We start from the raw sequence: 18,570 nt of genomic DNA on the forward strand, positions 1-18,570 counted from the left end.
GCATAGATGAAGGGCTTCAGCGTTGAACCCGGCGAACGCTTGGCCAGCGTGCCGTTCACTTGCCCCTGGATATCCGCATTGGCGTAGTCGGCTGAACCGACCATTGCCTTCACGCCCATGTCGCGCGTGTCCACCAGGATGGCTGCCACATTGCGAATGCCGCGACCGCTGTTGCGCTCGACGTAGTGATCCACCTGCCGCTCCAGCACGTGCTGGAGATCGAGATCGAGGGTGGTGGTGACGCGACTGTCCGTATCGCTGGACAGCACCCTGCGCTCGGCCAGTACCTGATCCACGGCATGCGGCGCTTCGAACGGCAGCTTGGAGAGCGGACGAAGGCGCAGCGGCAACGCGAACAGCGGCTGCAGACTCGCATCCCTGGGATGCAGCGCTTTCCACTTGGCGTAGAGGCGATTGCGCGAGGTACTGAGCCGTTGACTGATAAGGTCCGGCGCATCGGCACCGGCCTGCAAACGTCGGCTTGGATCCTGCGGAATCACTGCCAGCGTCAACGCCTCGGGAAGGCTCAGCGCATCGGCGGGCTTGTCGAAGTAGGCCAGGCTCGCCGCACCCACGCCTTCGACATTGCGCCCATAAGGTGCAGCGTTGAGATAGGCCTCGAGAATCTGATCCTTGGAATAAAACAGTTCCAGCTGTAGCGCACGCGCGACCTGCTGCAGTTTGCCTGCGGGTGAGCGCGTATTGAGCCGCCAGAGCAAGCGTGCCAGCTGCATGGTGACAGTGGATCCGCCCTGCCGATTGCCGTGGCTCACATAGGTCACCCAGGCACCACGCATCAAGCCATAGGGATTGAAGCCGGGGTGCCAGCGATACCAGCGGTCCTCGTGCAGCAGCACGCCGTCAACCAATGCGGGGGATACGTCCTTGAGCGGGACCCACAGGCGATAACGCTGATCGCTGGCCAGCGTGAGGCGCAGCAATCGGCCTCGCGCGTCGTACACCGCGGTCGACGACGGCAGCCAGGCACTCAGGGGACGGTGCGGCCACGCGCGCACTCCCACCAGCAATGCCGCCAGCAGCGCGACGCCGACCAAGGCATTCTGCCAGCGCACGATCCAGCGAAGCAGAGCGCGGCGACTACGGGCGATGAGCGGCGGCGTGGTCATGCGGCGTGTCCGTGGGAGCACCCATGCGCTGGCATGGGCGCTCCGCTTTCCTCAAGGCTGACGGACAACCTCCAGGGTGACGCCGCCAGCCGTGCGCGCCTGCACGCGACGGTCGTACAGCGCCTCGCCATAAGCCGGCGGCACGATGAACTTGCCGGCATTGGTGGCCTTGATGCGGTAGACGAACTCGCCCACCTCCGGCGTGGCCGTGCCGTAGAGCACCACTCGATCCTCGCGCACGTCGGCGTACTGCAGCGCCCAGCTGGTGTTGCCTACGCCGATCGGCGAACGCCAGGCGCTGGCCTTGACCTCGCTATCGCCACCGGCGTCGTTTTGCTCGCTGCCGTCCTGCTGCTGATCCGTCACCGCCGGCGGCGGCTGGATCACCGGCTCGAAACCGCCGGGCAGCAAGTCGACGATGGCCACGTTGTCGATGCCACGATCGTCGGTGGCGCGGATTTTCACGTGCACATCGATCTCCTGACCGATGGTGACCTTGTCGATCGCCTTGCCGTTGACGGCGGTGTAATCGCGGGTGATTTCCAGCCCGTCCTTGATCGCCTTGGACGGCTGATCGCGATCGAAGCCGCCCTGGCTCACCACACGCCACGCCGGCAGCGTGCTGTCGTTGGTGAAGCGCAGGCGCTTGGCGTCCGCATCCCAACTGCCCGCTTGCAGCAGATTGCCCTGCAGCGCGGCGATGGCCTTGACCGCGCCGTCGGCGTGCACCTGATCGATGCGCAGTTTGTCCAGCTGCGTGGTGTTCTGCGAGGCGTAGCTATCGAGCGCCAGCAGCACCATCGACGAGGACAGCGTGTTGTTCCAGCCGCGTTCCAGCGGCTCGGTGATGTTCTCCATCACACGGGGCGACAGTGCCCGGGTGCGCTCGGGGAAGTGTTTGCTGAGCAGGTACAAGGTGCTCGCGTCGCGGATCAACGAGTCGTAGTAATAGCCGTAGCGATAGTCCTTGTCGGCCGCACTGCGCTCGAGCAGTTTCTGCGGGCCGGCGATCAGCTGCGCAGCCTGCTTGTCCTGCTTGAGCAACTGGTAGGAGGACGCCAGCCAGGCAGCGGCGAGATCGCTTTTCCATTGATCCGGATACGCATCCTGCAGACGCTTCTGCACGGCAGCCAGGTCGTTGGTGGTGACGTTGCCCTGGCGGGTCAGCAAGTACACGGCATACGCGCGCTGGCGCAGCAGATCCAGCCCATCGAGCGTGTCGTCGCTGGCCAGCTGATGCAAGTACTTGTTGCCGGCATCGAACATGTCGCGGGGAATCTCCACCCCACGATCGCGTGCTTCCAGCATGAAGTGCATGGCATAGGTCGACACGAACGGATTGGAGTCCGGCGTCGCCGACCACAGGCCGAAGCCGCCCTGCCCGTTCTGGCGCGAGTGCAGCACGTCCAGGAACTGGGTCAAGGCTTCCTCGTTGCTGAGCTTCTTGCCGCTCATCGCCGGCTGCAAGGCATCCGCAAACACCTTCACCTGCGGCCACTTCGACAGCACCAGCCTGGGCATGGCGGAACTGACGATCTGCTCGCTGCAGTAGTGCTGGAAATTGACCAGATACGTGGTCAGGCCGCTGGACAACACCACCGGGATATTGGAAATGGCCGCATCACGCGACGCATATTCGGTGAACAGGCGGCGTAGATCCGGCTGATCCTGCTTGGTACCCGCATCCACGCGGCCCACATCCACCTGGGTGCGATAAGCCGACGCCGGGCGCACGGAAACGTCTACGCTCTGGTGGGCCGACTTGTCGCCATAGCCCGCGGTGAAACTCAGGTTGCCGGAGCCGAGCTTGTCGGTCGCCTTGACGCGGAACGTGACCACGCCCTCGCGCATCTCGCCCAGATTCAAGCTCTGGTTCGGCGCGCCGACCACCTGCAGCTGCGGCCCTGTCTTCAAGGTCACCGCCACGGGCACTTGCTTGCCGCCAAGTCCGGTGAGGTTATTGGCAACACCCACGCTGACTTCGACTTCGTCACCCGGCGCCAGCGTCGTGGGCACATTGGGCGAGAGCACGAAGTCGCCGCGTACCGTGGTGCCTCCCTCGTAGGTGCCGATGCGATCGGACGACACCGCCACCGCCATCACGCGCAGCTTGCCGTTGAAGTAGTCGGGCACCTGATAGGTCAGATCCTTCTCGCCATTCACCTCGACGATGCCGGACCAATACGCCACCGGCTTGTCGCGCTTGCGCTTGAACGGATTGAGCTGGCGACCGATCGCGCCGTCGGCGTCGCCGCCGGGTGCGGCCATCGCCATCAGCTTCTCGAAGTCGGGCAGGATCAGGTCGAGGATCTGCGAGGTACCCACTTCGAGCATGCGCTTGCGGAAGAAGAACTTCAGTGGATCGCCCAGCTTGTAGCGCGCCACCTGCAGAATGCCCTCGTCCACCGCGAACACCACGGCGCGGGTCGGCTGCGGGGCGCTCAGCTTGAACGTAACGGTCTCGCCCGGCTTCACCAGCGCCGGCGCATCCACCTTGATGGCATTGCGACGCGCGTCCAGGTTGACCGAGAACGGCACCACGCCATAGCTGAGCGGACTCATGAAGATCTCATCCGACGAGGGATCGCGGATGTACTGCACGTTGATGTAACCGTTGCCTTCGAAGTCCGCCGGCACCGTAATGTGCTGCACAGAGCTGCTGGTATCGGCGTGGAACCATGCGTGCGCATAGACCTTGTCGCGCTCGATGGTGATCAGGCCACTCCCCGCATAGGGCGCTCGTATGGCGATATCCATCGATTCGCCGGGCGCGTAATCCTGCTTGCTCAGATTGAGCTGCAGCTCCGCGTTGCGATCCAGCGAACGCGACACGTTGGCCGCACCCGCCACGGAGTACTCGACGCGATTGACTTCCACGCCATCGCTGCTGCGCACGATCACCAGCGCGTAGTTGCCCGGCTTGTCGGTCGGCAGCGCGTAATCCATGCCATTGGCCGGAATCGACAGCGGCTGCTCGTTGAGCGGTACTTCCTTGAGCTTGGACTGGTATTTGAAGACGCCCGAGTCCTGCTTGGTCAGCACCGAAATATAGCGACGTTCGATCAGGCGCGCCTTGAGCTCTTTGAGCGCCATCGACTTGGCCGTGTGGTCGATCGCCACCAGATGCACGCTGCGCGACGCATCGCGGTTGATGTAATCGAGGTTGTCGACGGATTTGTAACCCACTACCCAGTCGTTGCTCGACACCAGCGTCTGCGCTGCCGCGGCCACGCTGCGACCGCCCTCGGGCTCGTACGCCTTGACAAGGAAGTACAGCTGATACGTGGCGTCGGCGTATTTCTTCAGGTCCAGATCGAACTCGGCATGGCCCTTGTCGTCGGTCTTGCCGTCCTGCAGCTTGTCCTCGTAGCCCTCTTTGGCGCGGCGCACATCGTAGAAGTGATAGTCGGGCCAGCTGCGGAACGCGGGCCATGCCGGACGCAGCGTCACCGACGCTTCCACGCGACGGTTCGCTGCCGGCGTGCCGAACAGGTTCATCACATCGACCACGCCCTTGATCTGGTCCGGCTTGACCCAGCCCTCGGTCACTTGCCCGGCGAGCTTGGCTTCGACCTTCATGCGATCGGGCAGGAATTCCTTCACCTGCACGGTGGTGCTGCCGATCTGCGCAGCCGCCTTGCCGTCCTTGACGATGTAGAGGTTCACCGTCCAGGTGCCGGTCGGCGCGGTTTCGGCGGGCGCGTAGTCGAGTTCGCCAAAACCGGTGGCGTCCATCGACATTGGCAACTGCTTCACCGTCATGCCGCGCGGATCGACGATCTCCGCCTGCAGCGGCACGCCCGCCACGCTGCGCGTCCAGCTGGCAGCGCGCACGATCAGTCCCACATGGAAGGTATCGCCCGGTCGATAGATGCCGCGATCGGAGAACAGGTAGGCCGACAGCTGGCCTTCGTTCTGCGCATTGCGCTCGCCGCCCACGTCGAAACGCGAGAAGTCGAGTTTGCGGTCATAGCTGCTGCTGCCGCCAATGGGCAGGAACGACAAGTCGTCGCCCTTTTTCACCACATACAGCGTCGGCTGCTTTTCGCGCTCCAGCCCCTTGAAGCTTGGGAAATGCACGACGCCATCCGCCGAGGTGGTATCGCTGAACAGCGTCTGCCCGTTCACCGCCAGCACGGATACCGAGGCACCGCCGACCGGCTGGCCGGAGCGGATCGATTGCACGAACACATCCTGGCTGCCATCCAGCGAACGCTTTACCAGCATGCCCAGGTCAGTGACCACGATCATGCGCGTGTCAGCCGCAGGCACGCTGCCATCGTCATCGTTCGACATCTCGCCCTGGTCAGCTTCGCCATCTCCCGATTCGTCGCCTGACGCATCGTTGGTGGGCGCTGCCTGCGGTTCGTTCTGCGCAGCCTTGCGAGCGTCTTCCTGCTTTTTTTCCGCCACGGCGTCGTAGCTGGACAGGTGCAACAGGAAGACGCCGTGCTTGCCTTCCTTCAGGTATTGGCCAAGGTCGACGCCCTCGTAATGGGCCTTGGCCGGATCGTCCTTGGGGAAGCTGCGCTTCTGTTCAAAGCGCTCGACGATATGGTCTTCGCTGAAGGCGTAGCTCAGTTCCGGATGCGCGTACGAACCCTGGTTGAGGCTCACCAGATGTTGCAGCTGATCCGGCAGCACGCGACCAATCTCCACGCGCATGCCGGGAAGATTGCGCGACACGACCGAGACACGCTTGCTGCCCGACATGGACAACAGCGAACCGTCCGCCATGAAGCGCAGCAGCTTGGGATAGTTGGGTACCGTGACGACGCTGCCATAGGGCTTGCCCAGGATGTAGCCACCAAAGGTCTTCAGCCCTTTGTCCACCCGCACATACACACGCTGCCCGGGCGACGCGTGGAACTTGAAGCTCTGCACGGCGTCGTAGTCATTCTCGGTGGGCACCATCTCAAGCTTCAGCGGCTGGCTCTGGCGCAGCTGCGCCTCGCCCACTTCCCCTTCACTCCACGGATACGGCGGCGCATCGTCATCCTGCTGCTCTGCGGCCTTGCGCGGCGGCAGCACCCACGCCTTGATCAGACCGGCCAGGTCGGTGTCGCGAACGGCGCCGCCGACATTGACCAGCAACACCTGTTCGGGTTCGTACTTTTCGTTGTCGACCAGCGTCGGCTCGATGCCATCGATGGTAAGGCTGTAAAGGCCAGGCACGCGCACCTGCGTCTTCAGCTCGGCAGCGGTGGCGTCGCCGCCACGCGCGCTGCGCACTCCCTTGGCGATGGTGTAGGCCACGGCGCTTTCGTCGCGCGGCAAGGACAGCGGCTGCGAGTGGATCCAGGCATGCAGCTTGTACTGGTCGTAGGTGACCGTGTACTTCAGCGGCGCGTCGCGGGACCCGCGCTGCATCAGGCCCACTTCGATGCGCTTCTCGAAATCGGCGGTGTCGACCGGGTAATTGAACGTCACCGGCTGGATGGTCTTCTTAGCGGTGGCGTCCTGCGGATCCTGATAGAACTCGCCCCGCTCCACCTTGGCCTCGAATGCCGGCGTGTCGAACTCGAAGTGGTCGTCAGCCATCAGCACCTGGCGGGCGAACGCCTTGGCGACATCGAAGCGCACTTCGTAGTGCTTGCCGATCGGCCAATCCTCGGCGGGTACAAAGCGCAAGGTGCGATCGTCGACCCACGTCCACTGCCCCTTTACTGCCGGTTGCATGGCAATACCGGCGGTCACCGGCTTGCCCACCTGCTCGATGGGCGCAGCTGACCCGGAGAACGTCACCATCAGCGGACTGATGACGATCGGTTGCTTCGTATAGTCCGTGATGGAAGGCGCCGATGCGCTCAGCGTGATGCGCGTTGGCTCAACCGGCTGGGGACGATTCTTGTACCACTGCCAGCCGAACCACCCCGCGGCGGTGAGTACGAGGGCCGCGAGCAGTGCGCCGGCGGCATGCACCGGGCGACGGCGAATCCAGCCGCCGGTCGCGGGCACCCAGGTGGGCGCCGACCAGCTGACCTGTCCGAACAGCGGACGCAGTATCAGGCCCAGGCCCGTCAGTAGCCCGCGCAACAGGCGCAAGGGCAACAACAGCAGAAATCGCAGCAGATCCATGATGCCTTCCCGTTCTTCATCCGATGAACACGACTGGGGACACTGTGATCGATTTGACGCGCGCAATCGATCAGAACATTCCTCGGGCAAGCCGGTCTCGGTGCAGCTCAGGTGCGCCAAAACGCCCGCCTCTTGCGAAGCGGACTCAACATCACCGGCTTACCCCACGAACAGCTTGCGCGCCAAAGATGGCAAAGCGCGGCAAGGATTCTGGCATGGTTGCGTCAGCGACGCATCGGCGCTGCCCGCCCTTTGAGACTGTTCCCGGCCCGCGTTGCGCAAGGCCAGATGAGGTACCGGCCGGGGCCGGTACCTCCGGCAAAGATCAGAGCGTGGCCATGATCTCGCGCACGACCGGCGCAAGCTTGGGATCCTGCAAGGCCATGTGCATGGTGGCGCGGACCAGGCCGGCCTTGTTGCCGCAATCGAAGCGCGTGCCTTCGAAGCGGTACGCCAGCACATCGCCCTGCTCCTTGAGCAAGGCATCGATGGCGTCGGTCAGCTGGATTTCGCCACCGGCGCCGGGCGTGGTCTGCTCGAGCAACTGGAAAATGCGACCCGGCAGCACGTAGCGGCCGACCACGGCCAGGTTCGACGGCGCGTCGGCCGGCTTGGGCTTTTCCACCATGTGGCGAATCTTGGCGCTGCGCTCGTCCACCGGCGTGGCATCGACGATGCCGTACTTGTCGGTGTCGCTGTGCGGCACTTCTTCCACGGCGATCACGCCGGCGTTGGCCGACTGGGCGAGCTCGGCCATCTGGCGCAGTGCGCCCTTGCCCTTGTTCCAGATCAGGTCGTCCGGCAGCACCACGCCAAACGGCTCATCACCCACCACCGGCTTGGCGCACAGCACCGCATGGCCCAGGCCGAGCGCTTCGGGCTGGGTCACGAAGATGGCGCGCACGTGCCTGGGCAAGGTGCCCTGCACCAGTGCGAGCAATTCGTCCTTGCCCTTTTCCTGCAGCTTCGCTTCCAGCTCGTAGGCCTTGTCGAAATAGTCCGCGATGGCGTGCTTGTAGCGGTTGGTGACGAAAATCAGCGTGTCCGCGCCAGCGTCCACCGCTTCATCGACGGCGTACTGGATCAACGGACGATCCAGCACCGGCAGCATTTCCTTGGCAACCACCTTGGTCGCGGGAAGAAAACGGGTGCCGAGACCGGCGACAGGAAACACGACCTTGCGCAACGGCTTACTCACTCACTTCTCTCCTGATTCATTACGACGCAGCGTCACCACGTTATCCATCTGCACCGAATCGCTCCAGCGGAACGACGGCAGCAGATTGGAGACGCATTGACGCAGCGTATCCTCGTCGTAAGCCACCACAGCGTCCGCTGCCTTGGCCATCTGCGTGTTGAGCAAATCCCATTTCACCGGACGGTATTGCGCAAGAAAGATCTTCACGTGCGTCGTCTCGATGTAATTCTCGAGCGGGTGGAACAGCTCCTCGAACAGCTTTTCACCGGAACGCAGACCGGTGTAGACGATGGGAATTTCCGTGCCCGGCTTGCGGCCGGCCAGGCGGATCATCTGCTCGGCCAGATCGCGGATCTTGATCGGCTCCCCCATGTCCAGCGCAAAGATCTCGCCGCCCTTGCCGATGCTGGCTGCCTGCAGGATCAGCTGGCAGGCCTCGGGGATGGTCATGAAGTAGCGGGAGATTTCCGGATGCGTGATGGTGAGCGGACCGCCGTTGCGGATCTGCTCGCGGAACAGCGGAACCACCGAACCGGCCGAATCGAGCACGTTGCCGAAACGTACGGTGATGAAGTGCGTATTGGAATGCTCGTTGAGATTCTGGCACCAGATTTCCGCCAGACGCTTGCAGGCGCCCATCACGCTGGTCGGGTTGACCGCCTTGTCGGTGGAAATCAGCACGAAGGCTTCCACCTGGTGGCGGTCCGCAAGGTCGGCCACGTTGCGCGTGGCCAGCACGTTGTTGCGGAACGCGGCGCGCAGCTGGCCCTGCAACATCGGCACATGCTTGTAGGCCGCGGCGTGGAATACGACCTGCGGCTTGTATTCGCCGAACAGCTTGCGCATCGCGGCGACATCGCCGCAATCGGCGAGGACGCCTTCAAAGATCAGTTCCGGATACTCGGCGCGCAACTCCTGCGAAATCCGGTAGAGATTGAATTCGCAGTTGTCGACCACGCACAAGGCCTGGGCTCCCAGGCGCGCGACCTGGCGGCAGAGCTCCGAACCGATCGAACCGCCGCCGCCCGTCACCAGCACGCGGCGACCGGTAAGCGTGACGCGGATGGCCGTCCAATCGAGCTCCACGGTGTCGCGGCCGAGCAGATCCTCGATGGCGACTTCCTTGATCTCGTTGAAGTGCGCGCGACCGGAAACCACGTCTTCCAGCTTGGGCACGGTGCGATATGGCAGGCCACTGAGATCGCACAGCTCCACCACCCGGCGCATTTCCTGGGTGGTGGCGCCAGGCATGGCGATGAGCAGCATCTGTGCAGCCACTTCGCGTGCCAGCTCGGGAATCTGGTCGATGCGACCGAGCACCGGGCGACCATTGATGCTGGCGCCGCGCAGGCTTTCCTTGTCGTCGACGAAACCCACCACGGTGAAACCGTTGTCGCGATGCAGATCGCGCGAGAGCGCCTCGCCGGCGCGATCGGCACCCACGATAAGCACGCGCTGGGCCGGCTTGGCCTGGAACAGGTCGACCCGGCTGTCCTTCCAGAAGCGATACGCCAGGCGCGGTGTACCAAGCAGAACCGACAGCACCACGGGGTATACCAGCAGCACCGAGCGCGGCACGTCGGCAAGGCGGTTGTAGAGGATGAGCACGGCCGCGATGGCGAGCGCGCCGATGATCGCCGCACGCAGGATGTTCCACAGGTCCGGCAGGCTGGCAAAGCGCCACACGCCCTTGTACAGGCCGGTCCAGCTCAGGACCGCGCCCTGCACCAGCAGGACCAGCGGAAACTCCAGCGCGTGGAAGCTGATCGCCGCGTTGTCGATCATGGCGTAGCGCAGGGCCTTGGCGATCCACCATGCCAGCGCAGCCATCAGCAGGTCGTGGAGGACCACGGCCGTACGCGGATGAATGACACCGACCCAATTACGTAGCGACATGTCGACCCTTGTCCAAAACACGCCGCAGACTACGGCGCTTCATGAATATCCAGACGGCGGTCGCTATCAGGTAGGTACCGATGGAGACCGGCACCGACCACGCTGGACTGGCCCATGCGAGGAGCGCCAAAGGCGCTGCCACCAACACGTTCCAGGCCAGATAGCACGCCCCCCCCGTGGCATGCGTGAAACCACTGCGTACCATCCACTGGTACAGGTGTTCACGATGTGCAGTGTACCAACGGCGGCCACTGACCATACGAGCCAACAGAGTAAGGCTAGCGTCCGCTACAAAAGATGAACTGAGGATCAAAGCAGGCCACAGTAAGTGCCAATCGACCCGCCAGAGCGTTGCGGTCAGGGCGAAAATCAGCAATCCCATGGTGCCGCTGCCCACATCTCCCATGAAAATGCGGGCCCGGGGCCGGTTGAAGACCCAAAAACCCAGGGCCGCCCCGGCCAGGCAGGCGCAGGCCGTCGCCAAGGCCAGTTGGGCGGCTGCAGAGGCCAACACGGCCAATCCCACCCCGACGAAGATCACCTGCTGGGCCAGCAGGCCGTCGATGCCGTCCATGAAGTTGTGCAGGTTGATGCTCCAGCCGCCGGCGAGAACCAGCACCGGCACCCACCACCAGGACATCCCGGTGATCGCGAGCGCCATCGCCAACAAGCCAGCCGCCAACAGCTGGATGGCAAAKCGCGGCAGGATCGGCAGCGAGCGGTGGTCGTCCCACCAACCCACCGCAGCGACCAGCAGCGTGGCCACGGCGAACGCTGCCACCACGACCGCCGGCAGCGCCTCTGGCAGCATGATGAGGCTCAGCGGCATGGTCAGCAGCACCGCCACGACGATGCCGATGCCGCCGCCGCGAGGCGTGGGGATCGTATGGGAACGACGTTGCCCGGGCATGTCCATCATGCCGCGGCGATGCGCGTAGGCGATGGCGCCGCGGACGACCACCATCGCAATCACCAACGCGGCCAGCACCATCCCTAACGCCAGCGTAGCGGGAGTCATCCGCGCCTCATTCGTTGGCCACGCCGTGGATCGGGYGGATCGTGCTCCAGTTCTTGCAGCTGGGGCACTGCCAGTGGTGCGCCTTGGCGCCGAAGCCGCAACGGCTGCAGCGGTACATCGCCTGGCCCTCGAGCAGCTTCTTGGTGAGGTCGCGCAGGATCAGGAAGTTCTCGCGCGCCTCGCCTTCCATCTTGTCCATGGTGGCGTCGATCAACGCCATCAGTCCGCGCACCGAGGGGCGCTGGCGCAACTGCGAGGTGAGGAATTCAACCGCGGTGCGTTCGCCATCGCGCTGCTGATACAGGCGCGTCAGCGCCAGCACCGGCGAGATGCCGTGATAACGCTCCAAAATGTCGCGCATGAAGTGCTCGGCATGCTCCATCTGCTGCGAGCGTGCATAGCTGTTGAGCAGCGGCGGCAGGATTTCCGGCACGAAGGCGATGTCCGCCTCGACGGCATGCTCATAGGCCTTGGCCGCTTCCGCGTGCTGACCTTCTTCGGCGTATAGACGTCCGGTCAGCATAAAGGCACGCACGCAATCGGCCTGGCAGGCAAACGCCTGGCGCAGATATTCGCGCGCTTCCTGACGGGCGCCATGCTGCCGCGACTGCTCGGCCAGCTCGCAATAGAACTGGGCGATCATGTTCGCCTCGTCTTCGCCCGTCATCGCTTCCAGGCGACGCGCATGCTCGATGGCCTTATGCCAGTCGCGCTCGTGCTGGTAGATCGCAATCAGGTGGCGCAGCGCGGACGGCGCATGCGCATCCATCGYGACCAGATCGGAGAACAGGGTTTCGGCGCGATCGAGCAGGCCGGCGCGCATATAGTCCTCGCCCAGCTCCAGCAAGGCGACGGTCTTCATGGCATCGGACAGACCCGGCCGCGAGACCAGATGCTGGTGCAGGCGGATCGCACGATCCACTTCACCACGACGGCGGAACAGATTGCCCAGGGCAAGATGGGTTTCCACCGTGTCGCGGTTGTATTCGGCCAGCTTGAGGAACACCTCGATGGCCTTGTCCTGCTCCTCGTTGAGCAGGTAGTTGAGGCCGCGGAAGTAATCGGAAGAAAGCTCGCTCACCTGCGCGCCGGAGCGCCGCACACCGGCCCGGCGGGCGGTCCACCAGCCACTGGCAAATGCTGCGGGTACGAGCAGGACGAGGACGTAGAGAAGCGCGCTCATGCACCAGCCGGAGAGGTTTTCGCCTTGCCATCCGCCGCGGCCGTCTTGCGGCGCAGGCGGCGATGGCGAGAACTGACGCCAAGCCAGGCGGTGAGTCCACCCAGCAGCCAGCCGATCACCAGTGCCAGCAACAGGGCGGCGCCTTTGGGCAGCTGCAGGCGGGCAAAGCCGAGGTCATAGGCGACCAGATCGGCATTGAGCGCGCCGACGACGATGCCGRCCGCAATGAAGAGGAGAAGAATCAGCGTAACGATCAGGCGCATATGGGGACTTTACCCGATTGCCGTGGAGCGGCACAGGCGGCTGTTCGGCCGACCTTCAGAATTGCGCCGCCGTTCGTTTTTTCCTGCTCCGTCCGCTGAAAAAAAGAAGGCAGGAACGGCTCATCGCCGTCCTGCCTTCCAAAGATCGTGGTGATTCCCGTCGAACGGGTGATCAATCCAGATTCAAGTTGACGCGCTCGCGCAATTCCTTGCCCGGCTTGAAATGCGGGACATGCTTGCCCGGCAGGGCTACGGCGTCGCCGGTCTTGGGATTGCGTCCCATACGCGGCGGGCGGTAGTGCAGCGCAAAGCTGCCGAAGCCTCGGACTTCGATGCGCTCGCCATTGGACAGGGCATGGCTCATCTGTTCGATCACGCTCTTGACCGCCAACTCCACGTCGGCGAACGCAAGGTGGGTCTGACGCCGTGCCAGCGCCTCAATCAATTCGGATTTGGTCATGGGTCCCCAATGTCCGTGACGTGTAACCGCGGGGCGACGTACCGCCGCCCCGCATTCCTGCTTTGCTTATTGCTTAGTCAGCCTTGTTGAGCTGCTCTTTGAGCAGCGCGCCAAGCTTGGTCGTGCCGCCGGAAGCGGACGAGTACTCAGCCATGGCATCGGCAACGTCTTCTTCGTCCTTGGCGCGGATCGACAGCTGCAGCTGGCGGCCCTTACGGTCCATGCCGGTGAACTTGGCTTCGACCTTGTCGCCAACCTTCAGATGCTGCGTGGCATCGTCGATGCGCTCCTTGGCGATGTCGTTGGCGCGAAGGTAACCCTCGACGCCCTCGCCCAGGTCGATCACGGCGCCCTTGGCATCCACTTCCTTGACGGTACCGTTGACGATGGTGCCGCGCGGATTGGTAGCCATGAACTGACCGAACGGATCCTGCTCCATCTGCTTGATGCCGAGGGAGATGCGCTCGCGCTCCGGATCAACGGCCAGCACCACGGCTTCGATCTCGTCGCCCTTCTTGAAGTTGCGGACGAGGTCTTCGCCAGACGCCTGCCAGGAGATGTCGGACAGGTGAACCAGGCCGTCGATGCCGCCGTCCAGACCGATGAAGATGCCGAAGTCGGTGATCGACTTGATCTGACCGGACACCTTGTCGTTCTTCTTGTGCATCGCTGCGAAGGCTTCCCACGGGTTCGAGCGGGTCTGCTTGATACCCAGCGAGATGCGGCGACGCTCTTCATCCACGTCCAGGACCATGACCTCGGTCTCGTCACCGACCTGCACGACCTTGGCCGGGTTGACGTTCTTGTTGGTCCAATCCATTTCGGAAACGTGSACGAGGCCTTCCACGCCCGGCTCGATCTCAACGAAGCAACCGTAATCGGTGACGTTGGAGACCTTGCCGAACAGGCGGCTGCCGACCGGGTAGCGGCGAGCGATGGCGACCCACGGGTCGTCGCCCAGCTGCTTCAGGCCCAGCGACACGCGGTTGCGCTCGCGGTCGTACTTCAGCACGCGGACGTCCAGCTCGTCGCCGACGTTGACGACTTCGGACGGATGACGCACGCGCTTCCACGCCATGTCGGTGATGTGCAGCAGGCCGTCGATACCGCCCAGGTCCACGAACGCGCCGTAGTCGGTGAGGTTCTTGACCGTACCCTTGACCACTGCACCCTCGGTGAGGCGCTCAAGCAGCTTCTCGCGCTCTTCGGAGAACTCGGTCTCGACGACGGCGCGGCGGCTGACCACAACGTTGTTGCGCTTGCGGTCGAGCTTGATGATCTTGAACTCGAGGTCCTTGCCTTCCAGGTAAACCGGATCGCGGACCGGACGCACGTCGACCAGCGAGCCCGGCAGGAATGCGCGGACGTCCTTGATGTCGACGGTGAAACCACCCTTGACCTTGCCGGAGATCTTGCCGGTGATGGTCTCTTCCTTGTCGAAGGCCTGCTCAAGGTCGTCCCATACCATGGAACGCTTGGCCTTCTCACGGGAGAGCTTGGTCTCGCCGAAACCGTCTTCCAGGGCGTCGAGGGCAACCTTCACCTCGTCGCCTACCTGCACTTCCAGCTCTCCGCTCTCGTCCTTGAACTGCTCGATCGGGACGATGCCTTCGCTCTTCAGGCCAGCGTTGATCACGACGACGTCGTTGCGGATTTCCACAACGATACCCGTGACGATCGCGCCCGGCTTCAGCTTGGAGATAGCCTGTTGGCTCTGTTCAAACAGTTCGGCAAAACTTTCAGTCATGTTGATTCCAGAAATGAGAAAAGGCCTTAAGTCCTATGCGCGCCGTGGAATGAATAGCGCACAGACAGTCGGCCCACCGGTTATGGGTGTCGCCGGATCGCTCCGTTGGCACCGTTGACCAAGACCCCTGCCGCGGCAGGGGCGCCAAAAGCCGCCGGCAGCCCTGGTCAGGACTGCACGACAGCCAATACTTTCGCGACGACGACGTCGATGCCCATGCCGGTGGTATCGATGAAAACCGCATCGGCGGCCGGCTTAAGCGGCGCGACGGTTCGTGACGCATCACGTTCGTCGCGCGCCTCGATCTCGCGCTGAAGAGTGCCAAGTGTAACGCTCAGCCCCTTTTCCTTCAACTGCTTATAGCGCCTTTTCGCCCGCTCGGCGGCACTGGCGGTCAGAAACACCTTGAAGGGCGCCGAGGGGAAGATCACSGTRCCCATGTCGCGRCCGTCGGCAACCAGGCCCGGGGCCTTGCGAAAGCCCAGCTGCATCTCTACAAGTGCTTGACGTACCGAAGGAATCGAGGCGATGGCCGAGGCCGCCCCGCCGGCCGTTTCAGTCCGCAATTCATCCGTGGCATCGTGCCCGTTGACCATGATCCGGGTATCACTGCCATCGGTCGTCGCCACAAAGCGGATCTTGGTGGTCTGGGCGCAGCGGGTCACCGCCTCGGCGTCGGACAGGTCCAGCCCCTCCATGCCCGCCGCATAGCCCACCGCGCGGTACAGGGCGCCGGAGTCCAGCAGGCGCCAGCCCAGTTTCTCAGCGACCATGCGACTGATGGTGCCCTTGCCCGACCCCGAGGGTCCGTCGATGGTAAGTACGGGGACGGACTGCGATGAAGTCATGGGGGCTCCTGACGGCGACGAAAGAAAACGCATATGCTATCGCGTTGGTCCTCGCACGGAACGCGGGATGTCCACTCGCCATCTCTTTCCGTCAGACCCTATGCAACTTCACACCATGACCGATCTGCGCCGCGAATTCGATCAGGCCGCCGAAGATATCCAGCGGCTTGGCCAGCGGCCGGACAACGACACCCTGCTCAAGCTCTATGCCTTGTACAAGCAAGGCTCCGAAGGCGATGTCCATGGCGACCCGCCGGGCTTCTTCGACTTCGTGGGTACCGCCAAATACGAGGCCTGGGCCCATCTGCGCGGCGTTTCCGAAGAGGAAGCAATGCAGCGCTACATCGAGTTTGTGCAGGAACTGCTGAGCTAAGTCCCGCCCCGCATCGGGGCCGAACCCTTGTTGTACGCCCTCCCCGTCGGCTCCCAGCGAGCAGGCGATCGCGATGTCGTGCCCCCGCCTGGGTCACGAGGACATCGCCGGCCCTTGCTTTCAAACGCCTACCACAGGCACATTCATACGATCGTTTGAACCTCGTCGACGGTCCGCATGAACTTCCCACACCTGTTCTCCCCGCTCGACCTCGGGCACACCACCCTGCCCAATCGCATCCTGATGGGCTCGATGCATACCGGGCTGGAGGACAAATCCAGCGACTACGACAAGCTCGCCGCCTACTTCGCCGAGCGTGCGCGGGGCGGCGTCGGCCTGATGGTGACGGGTGGCATTGCGCCCAGCATCCAGGGATGGCTGAAGCCGTTCGGCGGCAGGCTGAGCATGCCGTGGCATGTCGCGCGCCACCGCAAGCTGACGCGGGCGGTGCACGGCGAAGGCGGCAAGCTGTGCATGCAGATCCTGCATGCGGGGCGCTATGGCTATCACCCGCTTTCGRTCGCGCCATCAAAGATCAAATCCCCGATCACGCCGTTCACTCCGCGCGCGCTTTCCAGCCGCGGCGTTGAGCGCACTATCGGTGATTTCRTGGCTTGCGCGAAACTCGCCCAGGATGCCGGTTACGACGGCATCGAGGTGATGGGTTCGGAAGGCTATTTGATCAACCAGTTCCTGGCCTCGCATGCCAACCAGCGCGGCGATGGCTGGGGTGGCGATGCCGCCAGACGCATGCGTTTTCCCGTGGAAATCGTGCGCCGCACGCGCGAGGCAGTGGGTCGCGACTTCATCATCATCTATCGCCTGTCGATGCTGGACCTGGTGCAGAACGGCCAGGACTGGAGCGAGATCGTCACGCTCGCCAAGGCGATCGAAGCTGCCGGCGCCAGCATCATCAATACCGGTATCGGCTGGCACGAGGCGCGCGTTCCCACCATCGTCACCAGTGTCCCGCGCGCGGGCTTTGCTTGGGTCACCAGGAAGCTCAAGGGCGAAGTATCGATCCCGCTGATCACCACCAACCGCATCAACATGCCTGAAGTGGCCGAACGGGTCCTCGCCGACGGCGATGCAGACATGGTGTCGATGGCGCGCCCCTTGCTCGCCGACCCCGAGTGGGCGCTCAAGGCGAAGGCGGGACGCAGCGATCGCATCAACACTTGCATTGCCTGCAACCAGGCGTGTCTCGATCACGTGTTCAAGAACCAGCGTGCGAGTTGCCTGCTCAATCCGCGCGCCTGCCACGAAACCGAGTTGCGTATCGAGCCGACGACCGTGCGCAAGAAGATTGCCGTGATCGGCGCAGGCCCGGCCGGCCTCGCCTGCGCCAGCACGCTTGCCGAACGCGGCCACGCGGTGACCTTGATCGACCAGGCGGGCGAGATCGGCGGCCAGTTCAACTATGCGAAACGGATTCCCGGCAAAGAAGAATTCCACGAGACCCTGCGTTACTTCCGCCATCGTCTGGATGACGCTGGTGTCACGGTGAAACTTGGACAGGTCGCCGATGCATCGACGCTCGCCGCCGATGGCCACGATGAAGTGGTGGTCGCCACCGGCATCACGCCGCGTCATGTGCAGTTTCCCGGCAGCGATGACCCACGCGTGCTGAGCTACCTCGACGTGCTCGCGCGCAACAAGCCCGTGGGTCAACGTGTCGCCATCATCGGCGCCGGCGGCATTGGCTTCGACGTGGCCGAATTTCTGGTGGAACACGCGCCATCGGCCACGCTCGACGTCGCGCGCTGGACCCGCGAATGGGGCGTGGACATGCAGCTCGATAACCGCGGCGGCCTCGCCCCGGCCCATCCCGAAGCGCCGGCCCGCCAGCTATGGCTGCTGCAGCGCTCCGAAGGATGCCCCGGCGCCCGCCTCAACAAGACCACCGGCTGGGTGCATCGCGCCACGCTCAAGGCCAAGCGCGTCACCATGCTGGGCGGCGTGAGCTACGAGCGTTTCGACGACGCGGGCCTGCACATCACGGTGAATGGGCAGCCACAGGTGCTGCCGGTGGACAACGTGATCGTCTGCGCCGGGCAGGAGCCGAATCGGTCGCTGGCGGATGCCCTGATGGCCGCTGGTGTCACCACCCATGTCATCGGCGGCGCCGATGTGGCTGCCGAGCTGGATGCCAAGCGCGCCATTGACCAGGGTACGAGGTTGGCCGCCACGCTTTGACGAAGCCTCAGTCCCCTGTGGGAGCGCACCCTGTGCGCGACTGGGGCGACCTCAGTCGCGCACAGGGTGCGCTCCCACAGGGGGGCAGTTTCCCGGCCACAAACGACAACGCCCGGCCTTTCGGCCGGGCGCTGCGTCTGAAAAGAAAGCGCCCCGCTGGGCGACGCGTCGATGTGGGTCAGG

The 18,570-nt window shown here is 63.8% G+C and carries 12 protein-coding genes; 2 read left to right on the forward strand and 10 right to left on the reverse strand.

What is annotated here, in order from left to right:
- The 10 genes from AC1DMG_RS11980 to cmk form a co-directional block, all read right to left on the reverse strand.
- A partial coding sequence (locus tag AC1DMG_RS11980) for a transglycosylase domain-containing protein (protein WP_477180549.1) occupies window positions 1–1,127 on the reverse strand: 1,127 nt, incomplete at its 3' end.
- Window positions 1,128–1,178: 51 nt separating this feature from the next.
- Complete coding sequence (locus AC1DMG_RS11985; RefSeq protein ID WP_477175926.1) at window positions 1,179–7,205, reverse strand: alpha-2-macroglobulin family protein; 6,027 nt, start codon at window positions 7,203–7,205, stop codon at window positions 1,179–1,181.
- A 325-nt stretch (window positions 7,206–7,530) separates the two neighbouring features.
- Window positions 7,531–8,403, reverse strand: coding sequence for a UTP--glucose-1-phosphate uridylyltransferase GalU (gene galU, locus AC1DMG_RS11990; RefSeq protein ID WP_441604149.1), 873 nt, complete (start codon window positions 8,401–8,403; stop codon window positions 7,531–7,533).
- Entirely contained in the window at window positions 8,404–10,299 is a 1,896-nt protein-coding gene (locus AC1DMG_RS11995; RefSeq protein ID WP_441604148.1) for a polysaccharide biosynthesis protein, read from the reverse strand.
- Window positions 10,286–11,317: an MraY family glycosyltransferase gene (locus tag AC1DMG_RS12000; protein WP_477175927.1), complete on the reverse strand. Its 1,032-nt coding sequence runs from the start codon at window positions 11,315–11,317 to the stop codon at window positions 10,286–10,288. The genes AC1DMG_RS11995 and AC1DMG_RS12000 overlap by 14 nt, the downstream gene beginning before the upstream one ends.
- Window positions 11,318–11,324: 7 nt before the next feature.
- Complete coding sequence (gene lapB / locus AC1DMG_RS12005; protein ID WP_477180550.1) at window positions 11,325–12,500, reverse strand: lipopolysaccharide assembly protein LapB; 1,176 nt, start codon at window positions 12,498–12,500, stop codon at window positions 11,325–11,327.
- Window positions 12,497–12,763, reverse strand: a complete 267-nt coding sequence (locus AC1DMG_RS12010) for a lipopolysaccharide assembly protein LapA domain-containing protein (protein WP_477180551.1) — start codon at window positions 12,761–12,763, stop codon at window positions 12,497–12,499. The genes lapB and AC1DMG_RS12010 overlap by 4 nt, the downstream gene beginning before the upstream one ends.
- A gap of 172 nt (window positions 12,764–12,935) precedes the next feature.
- Entirely contained in the window at window positions 12,936–13,223 is a 288-nt protein-coding gene (locus AC1DMG_RS12015) for an integration host factor subunit beta (RefSeq protein ID WP_046973381.1), read from the reverse strand.
- A 73-nt stretch (window positions 13,224–13,296) separates the two neighbouring features.
- On the reverse strand, window positions 13,297–14,970 hold the full coding sequence (gene rpsA / locus AC1DMG_RS12020; protein ID WP_204636274.1) for a 30S ribosomal protein S1: 1,674 nt from the start codon (window positions 14,968–14,970) through the stop codon (window positions 13,297–13,299).
- Between the two features lie 167 nt (window positions 14,971–15,137).
- Window positions 15,138–15,818: a (d)CMP kinase gene (gene cmk, locus AC1DMG_RS12025; protein WP_441604145.1), complete on the reverse strand. Its 681-nt coding sequence runs from the start codon at window positions 15,816–15,818 to the stop codon at window positions 15,138–15,140.
- 115 nt (window positions 15,819–15,933) lie between these two features.
- Here cmk and AC1DMG_RS12030 point away from each other — a divergent pair, with 115 nt between their 5' ends.
- Window positions 15,934–16,191 carry an acyl-CoA-binding protein gene (locus tag AC1DMG_RS12030; RefSeq protein WP_046973383.1) on the forward strand — a complete coding sequence of 86 codons (258 nt, stop codon included), beginning with the start codon at window positions 15,934–15,936 and terminating at the stop codon, window positions 16,189–16,191.
- 177 nt (window positions 16,192–16,368) lie between these two features.
- A complete protein-coding gene (locus AC1DMG_RS12035; protein ID WP_477180552.1) occupies window positions 16,369–18,387 on the forward strand; it encodes an FAD-dependent oxidoreductase in 2,019 nt (672 codons plus the stop codon).
- The last annotated feature ends 183 nt before the right edge of the window (window positions 18,388–18,570 follow it).

This window comes from Dyella sp. 01N36, from assembly GCF_056399745.1.